Origin of the sequence: Brachybacterium sp. p3-SID957 (genome assembly GCF_025144775.1) — a bacterium.
Taxonomy (GTDB): domain Bacteria; phylum Actinomycetota; class Actinomycetes; order Actinomycetales; family Dermabacteraceae; genus Brachybacterium; species Brachybacterium epidermidis.
The window spans coordinates 1-15576 of record NZ_JALXKT010000021.1 but is presented as its reverse complement, the minus strand read 5'-3'; the positions used below and the strand labels follow the sequence as shown (position 1 = coordinate 15576).

Here is a 15576-nt window from a genome sequence, read left to right as displayed (position 1 = left end):
GCGACCTCAGACGCTGCCGACCATGACCTGGCCGGTCCACAGCAGGTTCGCGGCGGGATCGGCATCCTGGACCGATCCGCACTGGGGCAGCACCACGGTCGCCGAGACGATGCCGCCGGTGGAGCGCAGCGTCTCGCGGTCCCCGGGACCGTGCACCAGCAGCCAGCCGGGTGTCTCCTCGGCGCCCCATGCCACCTCCTCCATGATCAGCACGGAATCGGGAATGTTCTGCTCACGCAGGCACTGCGCGGCGTCGAAGCTCGCCATGGGCAGGATGGCTCCGCTGTCGATCAGGCGCTGCACCTCGGTCCCGAGGGTCATCTCCGTGATAACGGGGAGACCCGACTCGTTCTTCCCGGGGACAGCCGCCCCGTCCACCGAGGAGGACCCGGTGCGGACCCGGCTGGTGGTGCCGCTGTCGAGCGCCGCAGAGAGCTGCAGCCCCAGCAGCAGGGCGATCAGGGCCAGGGACAGAGGGATCCCGGTCACGGAGCGGAACCGCGCGGGCAGCCTGCTGCGCCGCGAGTGCGCCATCACTCGACCCGCAGTTCGGCGATGCGGCCGCGGAAGCCGTCACGATTGCTGTCCGGTGGCAGTTCGGGGAACCACAGCGCCACCTGCTGGGCCTCGATCGGCTCCGGAGGTGCCAGCCGCACCTCGCCGTCACCGGCGAACTGGCCGGTGGCGAGCACGTCCCCCAGGGAGCCGTCCTCACCCACGGCGCGCAGCTCGATCACCCCACCGCTGTTGCGCGCGGTGGTGGCCACGACCGCTGTCAGCGTGGAGGGCTCCCCGAGATCCAGGCGCAGCCCCGCGCCGTCCTTGAGGTTGCCGTACTGCGGGTTCGTGTAGATCTGCGTGGACCAGAAGGTGCCGGGATCACCGTCGGTGATGCGCTCGGTCTGGTCGGCGTTGTCCGGTGCACGGTCCGAGCCCAGCGTGAACACCTCGACGCCGCGCAGAGTGGCCGGCGGGGCCGGCGGCTCCTCCTCGGTGGGCTCCTCCTCCGCGGGCTCCTCGCCCCCGCCGTCGCTGACCGGGGCCCCCGCCGACGCCTCGGGGGGATCGGTATTGAGAGGATTCGTGACCCGTTCGCGAAGCCCGGAGGTGATGGTGGACAGGGCCAGCACCATCGCCACGATCACCAGCAGCACGCCGCCCAGCAGGATCCACTGCGAGATCCGGGAACGCTGCTCGGCCGGCAGCGGCCCCATGGTGTACGCGTCGGGGTCGTCCGAGTCCACAGCCACGTTGACCACGTCGCGCAGCAGGGCCGCCCGTCCGATCGGCACCGTGGTGTCCAGGTCGGTGCCCTCGAGCGAGGAGCGGTCGCGCCCGCGCACCACGATCGGCCCGGTCGGCTCGGACGGCGCGACCGGTGCCATGGCAGCCGTCTGCTCCGGGGACGACGGGGTGGCAGCGTCCCCGGCGGGCTGTCCGACGACGCCCGGGGTAAGCGCAGCCTGCGAGGGCGTGCGGGACCCGTCCGCCCAGTCCTCGGCCAGCGGCTGGGAAGGATCGCTCGACGGCTGGACAGGACCGTCCTCGCGGCGCGGGGCCAGCGGCCACAGGGTGCCGGAGCGACGCGCCGGCAGCGGCGAGGAGCCCGCGCTGCTGCTGCTCACCCCAGCAGCAGCACCGGCGGCAGCGGCACCAGCAGCAGCGACACCGGCAGCGCCGCGACCGGCGCCCCGATCCGGAGCGTCGACGTCGGCAGCGGCAGGGCCGGGAGTCCGGTCCTCCGAGCGCCCGGACTCTGAGTCGCGCATGGCGTCCGAGTCGCGCATGGCGCCCGAGTGGCGCGCAGCGTCGGAGCCCAGCGCGTCCTGCGACGCCTCAGCGGTCTCCGGTCGACGCGGCAGGGTGATGTCGAGGTGCCCGGGGAAAGCGGCGTCATCGCGCTTCTGGTCCAGGCGAAGGTCCCTGATCAGCGACTGAGCCTGCTGGGAGTGGGCGGGGTCGTGCGGCGCCGGCGTGGCCGGGTCCTCCGACGCAGCGGGATCGCCGTCGTCGCCCGCCCCGGTGGAGGCGACCGAGGGACGGGGGTCCTCGGCCGTGCTGTGCTCGCCCAGGCGCGCGGTCGCGCCCGCCCCTGCCACTGCACCGTCCGCGCCGGCAGTCGCACCGGCCCCGGCCGAGCCTGCGAGAGCTGCAGCTTCGGCGGCGGTGGCTCCTTGATCGGAGACGGCATCCCCCTGCTCAGGAGCAGCGGGATCGGGCGCCTCCTTGCCGGGAGCAGGGGCCGCCTGCCCATCCCTGCCAGGGGCGCTCTCCTCGTTCCGCTCGTACGCCTCGAGCGTGACCGGGATCGACTGCCACGGCTCCAACTCGGCGATCAGATCCCGGCTGGTCTCGGGGATGACCTCGGCGGCTTCGTTCAGCACCAGATCGCACAGCAGGTCGAGATCGGCGGGCACAGGGTGCTGTGCGATCTGCGAGGGGCGAGGGACGGGGCCCGCCCCGCTGCGGTGCGGGCTGCGACCCGCCAGTGCCCGGTACAGCAGGGCCACCAGAGCCCGGGTGTCCTGGAAGGAGGCAATGGCCCCCGAACGGTCCAGCCCCGCATGTGACGCGGCCTCCACCCCCACGCCCAGGATCGTGACCTGGCCGGATGCTGTGTCCACGAAGACGCGGTTGGAGTCCAGGAACTGGTGGCGCACCCCGCGGCGGCGAGCCGTCTCCACCCCCCGGGCGGCCTCCCCGATGATCGCGCGTGCTGTCTCGGGGTGCAGGCTGCGGCCGCGCAGCAGGGCCGCCAGCGGCGGGGCCGCCGGCAAGGGGTACTCGACCACGGTCAGCGGCTGCGGATCAGCGCCCGAGGCGTCGGCCCCGTCCTCCCGCGGATCGTCCAGGACCATGACGTCCCGCACCGGGATCAGTCGGGGATCCTCCACCAGGTAGGCGCGGCGCGCGGCGTCGGCCGTCTCCAGCGCTGCTGTCCCGTGGACCACGAACAGGGCCACCCTCTCCCCGGTGGCCACCGAACGAGCACGCTGCCAGGAGGCGTTCTCGGCCACCCCGGACAGGGGGATCGTCCCCTCCAAGGTCCACCGGGAGCGCAGCGCGTCCTGATGCGGGATGGTGTTCACCGACCGTCCTTCTCTCGTCCGACGGGCCCGTGCCTGCCCGAAGCGTTCCCCATGCTACGAGGTGGACCTGGCACGCCGAAGAACGCGCCGCTGCACGATCCCGATCAGCCACCGCACCTCATCCACGCGCAGCAGCCAGGTGAGGCCCAGGAACACAGCACTCATCACTGCACCGATCAGACTGCCCAGCACGATCGCCCACACGCGGTGCGACCAGATCAGGCCCTCCGTCAGCTGCACCAGGCCGGTACCCAGCAGCCAGGCCACCACCCCCGCCGCCAGCAGCTTCGCGAGCACGACGGCGCCCTTGCGGATCCCGGGCGGCTCCACACCCAGTCGGGCGGCCTGCCTGCGCAGCATCAGCAGGCCCACGGCCCAGGCCGCCAGGTTGCCGAGACTGGTGGTACCCGCCGCGGCCATCGCCGCCCAGCGCGGATCCACCACCGTGAGGATCACCGGAACCGACAGCAGGGTGATGGCGGCGATCGGGATCTGCATCAGGAACGGGGCGCGGGCGTCCTCGTAGGCGTAGAACAGCCGCTTGATCAGGTACAGCGAGGCGAAGGGCACCAGGCCCAGCATGTATGCCACCAGCACGGTGCCGTTGGCGCGGGCCCCGATCTCCCCGGTGCCGCCGCCGATCACCCACATGATCGGCCCGGACAGCGCCACGAACACCGCGGTGCACAGCACCATCGGCACGGCGAGGAGGCGGTTGGTCTCCGCGTAGCGCGTCAGCGCGCCGCCGTGGTCGCCATCGGCCGCGTGCCGGGAGATGGCGGGGAAAGTCGCCGTGACCAGGGTGACCGCGATGATCCCCTGCGGGATCATGAACGCCATGTACGCCCACTCCATGGCGAGCAGGGCAGGGTACCGTGCCGCCGCCTCCGGCTGGCCCCTCAGCAGCTCGGAGGCGCGCACCGCCCCGTTGGTGGCCCAGCGGGACGCCCAGATGCCCAGCTGTCCCAGCCCCAGCATCCCCAGGGTCCACAGGCCGATCCGGCTCAGCTTGCCCAGGCCCAGGCCGCGGAAGCCCCAGCGGGGACGCAGGTGCAGGTCCAGCTTCTTGACGTACCAGAACAGGAACAGCACCTGTGCGGCCGATCCGCCCACGTTGATCGCTGCCATCGCGGCCACCATCGGCATGGTCCACAGCTCCGCCTCGGCGACGGTGCCCCAGATGCCCAGGAAGATGCCGGCACCCGCGATGCCCACCAGGTTGTTCAGCACCGGCGCCCACTGGAACGGGCCGAAGGAGTCGTGGGCGTTCAGCAGCTGTCCGCACATCACGTACAGGGCGGAGAAGAAGATCTGCGGCATCATCCACAGGCCCAGCTGGATGGCCAGGGCGTAGGTCACGGGGGGCAGCACGCCGCTGGTGAGAACCAGCAGCAGTGGCACCGCCACCATGCACACCGCGGTGATGGCCAGGGCGAACGTGGCCACCAGGGTCATCAGGCGCGAGATGTAGTCGCTGCCCCGATCGGGCCGTTTGACGGCGCGCACGATCGCGGGCACCAGGATGGCGTTCAGGGTGCCGCCGCCCACCAGGATCCAGATCGTGTTGGGCAGGGTGTTGGCGGCGCTGAACGCATTGGCGGCGGCCGTCATGGAACCGCCCAGGATCATGCCGAACAGGAAGTTCCTCACGAAGCCCAGCACGCGCGAGACGATCGAGCCGGAGGCCATCAGCACACTGGCGCGCATCAGGGCGGACCGGCTGGAGGGGACGCCCGGTCGGCGGTGTCGGGGCACGTGCACCGCCCTCAGCTCGCGGGTCATGCTCGGTCCTCCTGGGTTTCGGTTCGGTCGTCGGGCTCCGGGCTCGGCTCGGCTGGGCCCCCGCCCGGGGCCGGGCTCGCGGGCTCCGAGAGGCGTGCGGGCTGGGACAGCCCGCTACGGGAGAGCTCCACCGGGTCCTCCGGCACGTGCACGCCGGGCGCGCGGGTGGTGGCGCCCGTGCGGCGGGCACGGGTCACACCCACCACCACCAGGATGCCCATGGCGATCACCAGCAGCAGGGTGGTCCAGTTCTCCCAGGCGGGGTTGACGGTGAGGGGCACCTCCACCGGCTCGGTGAGCGGTCGGCCGTCCACGGTGGTGACGCCCACGGTGAGCTGCACTGTGCCGTTGGCGATCGCCTCCACAGGCACCGCGATGTCGGCCTGCCCGTGGGCGGGGATCGTCACCTCCGGCTGCTCGTCGCTGATCCGCACCAGCGGACGGTCCGAGCTGAGCGAGGTGCGCACCGTGAGGGGGGTGTCCAGGTCGTTGCTGAGGGTGATCGGCACACCGGCGGAGTCGGAGATCAGGTTGTAGCCCGAGGCGGGCTGCACGCGGATCCCGCCCAGCAGGGCGTCCACGGCATTGCCCGTCTCCCGCGCTCGCTCCGCGGGGGCCCCGCTCATGCCGCGCCACCCCACCGAGGTCCCGGACAGCGCCATCAGCCGGGGCCCGTCCAGGGCGGCATCGTCCTGCATCGCCGTTCCCAGCCGGTCCAGCCGCTCCCAGGAGCCGGCGAGGTCCTCGAGGACGGCGCGACTGGTCAGAGGGAGCGGCTCCGCCCGCGGGAGTGCGGTGTAGGTGCCGATCTCGTCCGGTCCGGTGGGCTGGACCTGCTGCGGCGCGATCTCACCCAGGGTCAGCATGGCCCCGCTCTCGTCCTGGGTCTGGGTGGTCCACTCCCCGGTCTGCACGGCATCCATCAGATCCGCGGTGCGGCCGGGCCGGATCCACGGCGCCTCGGCGAGAGTGTCCAGCACCGATCCGGCCGCCTGGGCGTCCAGAGCGGTGCCGGGGTCGGGGGCGATCAGCAGGTGCCTCGGTGCGGTGGTGAACTCCGAGGCGATGGTGGCGGTCTCGGCCAGCAGCCGCTGACGGGTCTGCTCTGTGTCCGTCGTGCCCGTGAGCAGGGAGAACTCGGCCGAGAGCACCGGGTCGGGAGCAAGCACCGTGCGGGGGCCCGCCTCCGTGGCATAGCTGCCCACGGAGCTCGGGGTCACCGGCGCGCTCGGGTCCGTGCGCAGGGAGGACGAGGGGACGATCAGGGTGGACGCCCCCGCCTCGGCCATCGTCTCCAGGGTCTCCGGCCGGGTCTGCTGCGCGGCCGTGGCCAGCGCATCGCCGTGCGGCTCGATCCCTGCCTCCTGCCAGGCCTGCTGACCGGCCTCCGTGACTGCGGCGGAGAGGGCGTCGGTGCCGGCCGCTTCCAGGGCCACGCGATCGGCATGCGCATAGGGCATGGCCAGCACGGTGCGCTCGCCCACGTTCTCCTGCAACGTGGCCGCCAGGGGCGCGGCCACCGGATGGGGCTCGTACGCGGGCACCTTCGGCGTCGGGGATGCCTCGCCATCGGCGGGATCAGCGGGGTCGGTCAGCGGCGCACCGTCCCCGTCGGCGGTGTCGGCGGCCACCAGCGGCGGGTCCAGCAGCGCCGGGTCCATCCACCAGTCGACGTCCTCGCGCACCGCGAGGTCCACCAGGTCCGCCAACCGCCCCGATTCGGCCGTCTCGGCGAAGGCGTCCGGGGCGGTGATCGGCGCGGAGGGGTCCAGCGTGGCAACCGGCAGCAGCACGGACTGGGTGACGGCGTCCTGGGCACCGGCCGGCCGCCACACCACAAAGGTGTACAGGGAGGCCAGCGGCGTCCCTTCCGAGCTGAGGGTGAGGGAGATGCGGCGGGTGCCCCAGAAGTAGGGCTGGTCCTTGTAGCCCAGCTCCTCGCTGCTCGCGCTCACCTGGAGGGTGGCGGACTGCCCGGGGGCGAGATCCTGGCCCGGGGAGGAGCTGTCGACGGGGCCCCCGGTGGTGTCGACCTCGGTGCGGGCCTGCCACTCGGCGATCGTCCCCCGGTCGGTCACCCGCGCGCTGCGGGTGCGCAGTTCCAACTGCGGTGCGGTGATCGGGGAGGAGGAGGTGTTGGTCACGGTCACCCGCGCGGTCAGGGTGCCACCGGCGGCCAGGGCGGTCGGCGTGAGCGACTCCAGGTCCAGCACCGCGGGGGCGTCGGCTGCCGGTTCCGAGGGCGCTGCTGGCTGTGGGGAGACCCTGGTGAGGGCGGATGCCGACGGGGTGAGGGCGGCTGTGGCCAGCATCGGTGCGATCGCCAGCAGCGCCGTGAGCAGCGCCGCGAGCACGGGGCGCACGGGCAGCGGGGACGACGGCATGGGGACACCCTATGCGCCGACTACCGTAGAGGTCCCGCCGCCTCGCGCAGGTGCGGCAGCTAGTGCCTGCGCCGGAGGCGGCCTCCCGGTGACCACTCCAGGACAGGACCCTCGTGACCGATCCCTCCGCCCACCACGCAGGCCCCGAAGCCGTCGGCGGCGCCTCCGGTGCCGCCACCGCCGGGGCGTCCCCCGAGACGCCGACGCGGCTCGAGATCGCCCGCACCCGCGCGGCCGTCATGTTCCAGGCTCTCCCCGAGGAGGTCCATGAGCTGGGCCGACTCTTCGAGCAGGCGGGTCACGAGCTGGCGCTGGTGGGCGGGCCCGTGCGCGATGCGGTCCTGGGGCGCTCCAGCGCCGACCTCGACTTCACCACCTCGGCACGCCCGGAGCAGACCGAGACGATCCTGCGCTCCTGGACGGGCGACGGTGCGATCTGGGACATGGGACGCCAGTTCGGCACTCTGGGCGGCGTGCGCGACGGGGTGAAGGTGGAGATCACCACCTACCGCACCGAGAGCTACGACCCCACCAGTCGCAAGCCCCAGGTGGCCTTCGGCGACACACTGGTCGGCGACCTCTCCCGCCGGGACTTCACCGTCAACGCGATGGCGGTGCGCATCCCCTCCCTGGAGCTGGTGGACCCCTTCGACGGTCTGGCCGACCTCGCCGCCCGCGTGCTGCGCACACCCGTGGCTCCCGAGCAGTCCTTCGACGACGATCCCCTGCGGATGATGCGGGCCGTGCGGTTCGTCTCCCAGCTGGGGTTCGTGCTCGAGGAGGCGACCGCAGCCGCGGTGCGCGCGCTCGCCGATCGCATCACCATCGTCTCCGCCGAGCGGGTGCGGGAGGAGCTGGTGCGGCTGATGCTCGGCGAGCACCCCCGTCGTGGCCTTGAGCTGATGGTGGATCTGGGCCTGGCCGAGCACGTGCTGCCGGAGCTGCCGGCGATGCGCCTGGAGATCGACGAGCACCACCGCCACAAGGACGTCTACGAGCACTCCCTGACCGTGCTGGATCAGGCGATGGACCTGGAGAGCCCGGCGGGATCCGGTGGACCCTGCGAGGCGCCGGACCTGGTGCTGCGCCTGTCCGCCCTGCTGCACGACATCGGCAAGCCCGCCACCCGCCGCTACGAGGAGGGCGGTACGGTGACCTTCCGCTTTCACGAGACCGTGGGCGCGAAGATGGCCGCCAAGCGCATGAAGGCCCTCACCTTCGACAAGGACACCACCAAGAAGGTGGCACGCCTGGTCGAGCTGCATCTGCGCTTCCACGGCTACGCCGACTCCCCGTGGACGGATTCCGCGGTGCGGCGCTACGTCACCGACGCGGGGGACCTGCTGCAGCACCTGCACCGACTCACCCGGGCCGATGTCACCACCCGCAACCGCCGCAAGGCCCGCCACCTGGCCCGCGCCTACGACGAGCTCGAGCAGCGGATCGCGGATCTGGCCGAGCAGGAGGAGATCGGGAAGATCCGCCCCGATCTGGACGGCAACCGGATCATGGAGCTGCTGGGCGTGGGCCCGGGCCCCGAGGTCGGCGCCGCTTACCGGCACCTGCTGGACCTGCGCATGGAGCACGGCCCGCTGGGCGAGGAGCGCGCCGAGCAGGAGCTGCGCACCTGGTGGGAGTCACGCGAGGAGGCCTGAAGGGTCCTGCAGCAGCGTGCAGGGGGCGCCCCCGGGTCACCCCCGTGCTCCGACAGGCCTGTGACGGAGACCGCAGGGAACGTGCACACCCTGTGACGGTGACCAACGGGTCGTTCCCTCCGGGTGGGGAGGGTGTCCATACTGAGAGGTCGCGCACCCGCGCCCTGCGGGGTGCGATCCCCGTACCCCAGAACGCCCAGGAGCAGCAATGAGCGAGTCCCGACGCTCGACCGGCGCCCGTCGCGCCGCCGGAGTCCGGCGCGCCACCGGTTCCGGCAAGCCCGGCAAGCGAGCCGCCGCCGGCAAGGCGTCGAGCTCCGGCGCCACCACCGGCTCCTCGGGGCCCCGGGCGGCAGGTCGTACCTCCGTCGGCGCCCGCCATGCCCGCCCGGGTGCCGCCGCCGGCGGCGGGAAGCGAGCCGGCGCTGCTGCTGGCGGTGGCAGCGGCTCCGATCGCGGCGGCTCCGGCTCGGGCCGCGGATCGGGGCCGACGGGTCCCGGTCGTGGAGGCTCCGGCAAGGGCGGCGGTTCCGGCAGGGCAGGGGGCTCGGGCAGGGGTCGCTCCGGTTCGGGTCGCGGCGGGCGCGGCAAGAAGGTCGCTGCCACCAACGTCCTGAACTACCCGCGCGCGGGTGCCAAGAACCCGTGGCGGTGGATCCCCTCGCTGCGCATGATCGTCGGTGCGATGGCGCTGTTCGTGATCGCCGGTCTGGGCTTCGCCGTGTGGCTGTACAACGACACCGAGGTGCCGGCGGTCGACGACATCGCCCTGGCCCAGACCTCCCGCGTGTACTTCGCCGACAACGAGACCGAGATGGGGCAGTTCAGCGAGATCAACCGCACCATCATCCCCAATGACGAGATCCCCGAGAACGTCAAGGACGCGGTGGTCGCCAGCGAGGACTCGAGCTTCTACGAGAACCGCGGCGTGTCCCCCCGAGGCATCGTGCGCGCCGTCATCAACAACCTCTCGGGCAACGCCCGTCAGGGCGGCTCGACGATCACGATGCAGTACGTGGAGCGGTACCACACCGGCACCCAGACCTCCTACGTGGGCAAGGCCAAGGAAGCGATCCTGGCCTTGAAGATCGACCAGGAGCTCAGCAAGGACGAGATCCTCTCGCGCTACCTCAACACCATCTACTTCGGTCGCGGCGCCTACGGCGTGCAGGAGGCCGCGCAGGCGTATTTCGACAAGGACGCAGCGGATCTCACCGACGAGGAGGCCGCACTGCTGGTCGCGGTGATCCCCGCCCCCTCGTCCTATGACCCGGCAGAGGATCCGGAGCGCGCCGAGCAGCTGTGGACCCGCGTGATCGAGCGACGTGTCAACGCCACCGGCGGTCTCAGCCCCGAGGAGGCCGACGCGATGGTGTTCCCCGAGACCATCCCTCCGGGACGCACCAACGCGCTGGGTGGCACGAACGGCTACCTGCTGGAAACGGTGCGCAACGAGATGCTCGCCCAGGGCATGACCGAGGACCAGCTCAACACCGGCGGTTTCAGGATCGTCTCCACGATCGATCCGCGGATGCAGGAGATCGCCGTCTCCGCGATCGACGAGCTCCCCGAGGACCGGCCCGAGCGCAACCGGGTGGGCACCCTGACCGTGGATCCCTCCACGGGGGCGATCCGCTCGATGTACGGCGGTCCCGACTTCGTGCAGCAGGCGCAGAACGACGCCACCCAGTCCCGCATGCAGGCCGGGTCCATCTTCAAGACCTTCACCCTGATCGCCGCCCTGGAGGACGGCTACCCGCTGCACTCCCGCTGGGACGGCAACGCCCCCAAGGAGTTCCCGCAGGTGGGCTGGACGGTCAACAACTTCAACGACCTCTCCTACGGCCGGGTCACCCTGGAGCGCGCCACCACCAACTCCATCAACACCGCCTATGCGGAGGTGAACCTGGCGATCGGTCCCGAGCGCACAAAGGAGACGGCGATCAAGCTGGGTCTGCCGGAGAACACCCCCGGCCTGGGCGCAGAACCCTCGAACGTGCTGGGCTCGGCCTCCCCCACGGTGCGGGAGATGGCGGAGGTGTACGCGACGGTGGCCGCGGGCGGCGTGCATCGCCCGTCCTACATCGTGCAGACGGTGCACGCGAGCGACGGCACCCTCGAGTACGAGCACGAGATCGACGAGCAGCGGGTGCTGGACGAGCAGGTGGCGATCAACGCGACCGTCGGCCTGCAGGGCCCGCCCACCCGCGGGTCGGCCCGCTCGCTGCAGGACGTCATGGGGGGTCGCCCGGTGGCCGGCAAGACCGGCACCGCGGAGTCGTTCCGCTCGGCCTGGTTCGTGGGCTTCACCCCGCAGCTGGTGACGGCCGTGGGCATGTTCCAGCCTTCCGAGGACGGCAGCACCGAGGAGGTCCTCACGGGCTTCGGCGGGGTCGACAACATCACCGGCGGCAGCTTCCCCACCCAGATCTGGGGGTCCATCATGTCCCGCTCGCTGGAGGGTCAGGAGTTCCTCGACTTCCCCGAGGAGGTGCAGCTGGACAACCAGAAGCGGGTGCGCACCCAGGCCCCCGCACCGCCTCGCACGCAGCGCCCCGCACCCACCACGGAGGCCCCTGAGCCGGAGCCCACGTCGGAGGAGCCGACCACCGAGGAGCCCACGGAGGAGCCGACCACCGAGGAGCCCGCGGAGGAGCCGACCACCGAGGAGCCCGCGGAGGAGCCGACCAGTGAGGAGCCCGAGCCGGCCGAGGAGCAGCCGGGCAACGGGGATGGCCGGGGCGGCGGCAACCAGCGCCCCACCGAGGAGCCCACGGGCGAGGATCAGCAGAGCGGCGAGGATCAGCAGAGCGGCACCACGGGCCGTGGCGGGGGCGGCTCGGGCCGCGGCGGCGGTGACGCGGGCGCCGCCGGCCCTCCGGCTGGCGGCGGTCGCGACGACGGCTCCGCCTGACGCGCACCACGACCAACGGGCCCCGTGCTGGGTACAGCGCGGGGCCCGTTCGTCGTCCTGGTTCAGTCCTGCAGTGCCTCGGGGCGCCGCTGGAGCTCGCGGCGGCCGTGGGTGAGGGTGCGCAGGTCCGTATCGTCGTCGAACGTGGCGCCCAGGCCACCGGCGACGACGCCCAGGGCGGCGCTCATCCAGGCGATGTCGAGGTAGCGGCCGAGATCCGCGGGCTGCTTGATGACCGATTCCATGTAGTCAGGATCGATCACCACCAGGCCGGCCAGGAAGATCAGCACCACCATGGTCACGTACAGGCCCAGCACGCACAGGAACAGGGTCAGCACGGTGGAGAGGTTGTAGTACAGGTGCACCGTGGTCGGGTCCTCGCGCTCGGCTCTCTCCCACAGGCCTCCGCTGACGATCAGCCACACCACCATCAGGGTCATCGCCAGCAGCCCGATCATCAGCAGTCGCGGTGTGGACAGCGCGGCGGACATCTCCCAGATGTTGCTGTAGAAGATGCCGAACGCACCGGTGGCGCAGGCCGCGGCCAGCGCGCTGGAGAGCCTGGGGGCTGCCCGCCACGGCGCATTGGTGGCCACCATCCCGATGATGGTGCGCGGCACTCCGGTGACGGTGTGGGCCTTCAGCTGTGCCGTGGAGTGCTCGGTCGCCTCGGTCCACTCGTTCCAGGGCAGGGCGTACCGGTCGTGGTCCTCCGGCGTGCCGGTGCCGAGGATCCGCAGCACGCACGACATGAACACCGAGGTGAGCCTCTTCCTGCTGGACATGACGCCCACCACGGGGTACGCCACCGCCGCGGCATGCTGCTCGGGGAACACCTCGGCGATCAGCGGGATCCCGCCGGAGCGGCGCGGCATCTCGGTGAGCATCAGCACCGCGTCCACGTCCCGGTCGGCACTGCGCACGGATCCGGGTGTGGACATCTCCAGGGTGTTGTGCCTGCTGATCCCCAGCATCTGGGACCGCACCCGCACCTCGGCGGAGCCGAACATGCGCGACAGCTCCTCCTGGAGGGGCTCCTGGACGGACTGGGCGCCCAGGGTGCAGCGGCCCGGGTCGGCCAGGATCACCACGGTGATGCCGTGGCCTGCTCGGTTCTGCATCGCTTCTCCTGGGGAGTGAGGAGCGGGGTTCCCGTCACTGCGCGGGAGCCGCCGATGGGGGAGGGTTCAGAGGGGCTGAGGTGCTCATCAGGGGTGACCCTACCCCGATGCTCAGCGATGCCAACCGTTTGACCTGGGCTTTCGCTTCTCCTTGCCGGAGGTGGGCACTCCCGGGAGGCTGCATTGGCACGGAAGGGATCCAGGTCACCTCCGCGGTGTCCGGTGGCTGACGTACGCAGTGCCGGGAGGGTGACGTCCCCGGTGACCGGGGGCGACCACCGATCGTGCTCCCGTCGGACCGGTCGGTATGCATTCGTGACCTTCGGTTTCATCGCTCCACCCGGCCGCGGTGCACCGCCGCGCGCGTAGCGTGTCAATGGCACGGTCCTGTGAGATCACACCGAGCCCTTCGAGGAGGGACCCGTCATGGCCAAGACCGACAAGACCCCTACCCCCGCCCCCGGCGCCCCCGCGCCTCAGCCCCCCGCGCTCGCCGAGCCCACCGAGCCCACGGACCCGCTGCCCCCCAAGGAGGACCAGCAGGGGATCCAGCCCCGCACCGCGACCGGCGCGGTGCCCTCGGACGACCCGGCCACCACCGCCCAGCAGGGCGCGTACCTCACCACCTCCCAGGGGGCGCGCCTGAGGGACACCGACCACTCGCTGAAGGCCGGCCGCCGCGGCCCGGTGCTGCTGCAGGACCACCACCTGCGCGAGAAGATCACCCACTTCGACCACGAGCGGATCCCCGAGCGCGTGGTGCACGCCCGCGGCGCCGCCGCCCACGGCGTGTTCGAGTCCTACGGCACCGCCGCGTCGATCACCCGCGCGGGCTTCCTCGCCAAGGGCGCGGTCACCGAGGTGTTCACCCGCTTCTCCACCGTGCTGGGGTCGCGCGGCTCCCTGGACACCGCCCGGGACACCCGCGGATTCGCCACCAAGTTCTACACACCCGAGGGCACCTTCGACCTGGTGGGCAACAACATCCCGGTGTTCTTCATCCAGGACGGCATCAAGTTCCCCGACGTGGTGCACGCCGCCAAGCCCCACCCGGACCGGGAGATCCCGCAGGCCCAGAGCGCCCACGACACGTTCTGGGACTTCGTCTCCCTGCACTCCGAGGCCCAGGCGCACACCCTGTGGAACATGTCCGACCGCGGCATCCCGCGCTCCTACCGCATGATGGAGGGCTTCGGGATCCACACCTTCCGCCTCACCGATGCGGAGGGCAACGGCTCGCTGGCCAAGTTCCACTGGAAGCCGAAGCTGGGTGTGCACTCGCTGACCTGGGAGGAGGCGCAGCTGCTGGGCGGTGCCGATCCCGACTTCCACCGCCGGGACCTGGCCGACGCCATCGAGGCGGGAGCCCACCCCCAGTGGGAGCTGGGCATCCAGGTGTTCCCCGACAACGAGGAGCAGAGCTTCGAGGGCATCGACCTGCTGGACCCCACCAAGTTCGTGCCCGAGGAGCTGGCGCCCGTCCAGCCCGTCGGCCTGCTCACCCTGAACCGCAACCCCCGCAACTACTTCGCCGAGACCGAGCAGGTGGCCTTCAACCCCGGTCATCTGGTGCCCGGGATCGACGTCACCGACGACCCGCTGCTCCAGGTGCGGCTGTTCTCCTACGTGGACACGCAGATCACCCGCCTGGGCGGCCCGAACTTCGCCCAGCTGCCGATCAACCGCGCCCACGCGCCGGTCAACGACATGCTGCGCGACGGGTACGGCCAGCAGGGCGACCCGGCAGGGGTGGCTCCTTATCGCCCGAACTCGCTGGACGGCGGATGCCCGTTCATGGCCGGCGCCGATGACGCCGCCTTCACCGATCTGCCCGTGCAGGTCGCCGAAGGGGTCAAGGAGCGGGCGCTGTCGGTCACCTTCGAGGACCACTACAGCCAGGCGCGGATGTTCTGGCGCAGCATGACGGAGATCGAGCAGGACCACATCGTCGACGCGTACTCCTTCGAGCTGGGCAAGTGCTACGAGCAGACCATCAAGGAGCGCCAGTTGCAGTGCCTGGCCGAGATCGACCGGGAGCTGTGCTCACGGGTCGCCGAGGCGCTTGGCCTGCCGGTCCCCGAGCCCACCGGGGAGCATGCCGGCGAGGACGGCGTGGAGACCAGCGAGGCCCTCTCTCAGCTGGGCCGCACCTGGCCCGCGGACGGCCGGACGATCGGCATCGTGGTGGATCCGGAGGAGGACAACAAGGACCTGCTGGCCCTCCACGAGGCCGTCGTGAAGGCCTCCATGACCCCCGTGGTGATCGCGCCGCGCGGTGGGGAGGTGGCCGGTGTGCCCGTGAGCCGCACCTTCGCCACCGCCCGTTCCGTGGAGTTCGACGCCCTGCTGATCGCGGGCAGCCCCGCTCCCGGCGCCGACGCGTGGCCGTCGGTGGACACCAAGGGCGGCGCACCTGCGGGCGACGGTGCGGACCCGCGCCTGGGCCTGATGGTGGAGGAGTGCTACCGCCACGCCAAGGCCATCGGTGCCTGGGGTCGCGGTCGCGAGCTGCTGGCCACCCGCACCCCCGAGGGCGCGCCCGGTGTCGTGGCGGGCGAGGACGGCGCCTCGGTGCTCGCCCAGGTGCAGGAGCTGCTGGGCTCGCACCGGGTGTGGGAGCGGTTCGGCTCG

At 71.8% G+C, this 15576-nt stretch carries 8 protein-coding genes; 3 read left to right on the top strand and 5 right to left on the bottom strand.

What is annotated here, in order from left to right:
- Positions 1–6: 6 nt before the first annotated feature.
- Genes M3B01_RS06360 through M3B01_RS06345 form a run of 4 tightly spaced genes read right to left on the bottom strand, consistent with a single transcriptional unit; the run spans position 7 to position 7255 of the window.
- Positions 7–489 (bottom strand): hypothetical protein, encoded by a 483-nt coding sequence (locus M3B01_RS06360; RefSeq protein ID WP_259790326.1) that lies wholly within the window; start codon positions 487–489, stop codon positions 7–9.
- 44 nt (positions 490–533) lie between these two features.
- On the bottom strand, positions 534–3089 hold the full coding sequence (locus tag M3B01_RS06355) for a hypothetical protein (RefSeq protein WP_259790325.1): 2556 nt from the start codon (positions 3087–3089) through the stop codon (positions 534–536).
- A 54-nt stretch (positions 3090–3143) separates the two neighbouring features.
- A complete protein-coding gene (murJ, locus tag M3B01_RS06350) occupies positions 3144–4871 on the bottom strand; it encodes a murein biosynthesis integral membrane protein MurJ (protein WP_259790324.1) in 1728 nt (575 codons plus the stop codon).
- Complete coding sequence (locus M3B01_RS06345; RefSeq protein ID WP_259790323.1) at positions 4868–7255, bottom strand: DUF6049 family protein; 2388 nt, start codon at positions 7253–7255, stop codon at positions 4868–4870. Before M3B01_RS06345 ends, murJ begins: the two co-directional genes overlap by 4 nt.
- A 239-nt stretch (positions 7256–7494) precedes the next feature.
- On the opposite strand from M3B01_RS06345, the gene M3B01_RS06340 reads away from it, so the two are divergent.
- Entirely contained in the window at positions 7495–8910 is a 1416-nt protein-coding gene (locus M3B01_RS06340) for a CCA tRNA nucleotidyltransferase (protein ID WP_259790361.1), read from the top strand.
- Positions 8911–9118: 208 nt separating this feature from the next.
- The gene (locus M3B01_RS06335) at positions 9119–11824 is read left to right on the top strand and encodes a transglycosylase domain-containing protein (protein WP_311203202.1); all 2706 of its coding nucleotides are present in this window, start codon (positions 9119–9121) and stop codon (positions 11822–11824) included.
- A gap of 62 nt (positions 11825–11886) precedes the next feature.
- Here the strand turns inward: M3B01_RS06335 and M3B01_RS06330 are convergent, their stop codons facing one another.
- Positions 11887–12945: a hypothetical protein gene (locus tag M3B01_RS06330; RefSeq protein WP_259790322.1), complete on the bottom strand. Its 1059-nt coding sequence runs from the start codon at positions 12943–12945 to the stop codon at positions 11887–11889.
- A gap of 426 nt (positions 12946–13371) precedes the next feature.
- Between M3B01_RS06330 and M3B01_RS06325 the strand changes: the two genes are divergently transcribed.
- Positions 13372–15576 (top strand): catalase (locus M3B01_RS06325; protein WP_259790321.1); only part of this gene is annotated, 2205 nt, incomplete at its 3' end.

What these genes read in the sequence shown, in the direction of transcription:
- murJ (WP_259790324.1), bottom strand. Translation starts at nt 4,871, where the DNA reads ATGACCCGCGAGCTGAGGGCGGTGCACGTGCCCCGACACCGCCGACCG.
- M3B01_RS06345 (WP_259790323.1), bottom strand. Translation starts at nt 7,255, where the DNA reads ATGCCGTCGTCCCCGCTGCCCGTGCGCCCCGTGCTCGCGGCGCTGCTC.
- M3B01_RS06340 (WP_259790361.1), top strand. Translation starts at nt 7,495, where the DNA reads ATGTTCCAGGCTCTCCCCGAGGAGGTCCATGAGCTGGGCCGACTCTTC.
- M3B01_RS06335 (WP_311203202.1), top strand. Translation starts at nt 9,119, where the DNA reads ATGAGCGAGTCCCGACGCTCGACCGGCGCCCGTCGCGCCGCCGGAGTC.
- M3B01_RS06330 (WP_259790322.1), bottom strand. Translation starts at nt 12,945, where the DNA reads ATGCAGAACCGAGCAGGCCACGGCATCACCGTGGTGATCCTGGCCGAC.